Annotated in this window: 1 protein-coding gene; it reads left to right on the forward strand. The window is 35.1% G+C overall.

The features are described from left to right. The coding region (locus ACFX59_RS18310; RefSeq protein ID WP_387434495.1) for a hypothetical protein at nt 1–447 on the forward strand (447 nt) is incomplete at both ends.

Below are 447 nucleotides of genomic sequence, written 5' to 3' on the forward strand. Positions count from 1 at the left end.
CAAACTAGTGAAAAGGTAAAAGATGATGGTCTTACACCAGCCTCTACCTATTCTGTTCAATGGCATGCTGATTTCCCTATTGAAACACCAGAAGAAACAATTACTGGTTTTTTAAAAGTACGACGAAAAATGTTCCAAGAGATTGGTTCTTACTCTATTAAGGATGTTAAGTTAGATGAATCAGGGAGTTCAGCTACTGTAACTTTTACATCTAAAAAGTTGCATTCTAAGGGCTTGGCTTCTTCAACAAGAGACGTTTTAACTACTCTAATTGGAGGGATTGACAACTTAGGTAAGTACAATACTGCGGGATCAAATGTTGATATTAAACGTTACCAAACATTAATTTCATACTGGATTTTTGAGCATCTGTTTAGGCATGATTTTACTATCTATAACGATGTTGACCCTAACTTAGCGTATACACCATTTACTACTGGAGATTTT

Source organism: Sphingomonas sp. NCPPB 2930, from assembly GCF_042867205.1.
Taxonomy (GTDB): Bacteria; Pseudomonadota; Alphaproteobacteria; order Sphingomonadales; family Sphingomonadaceae; genus Sphingomonas.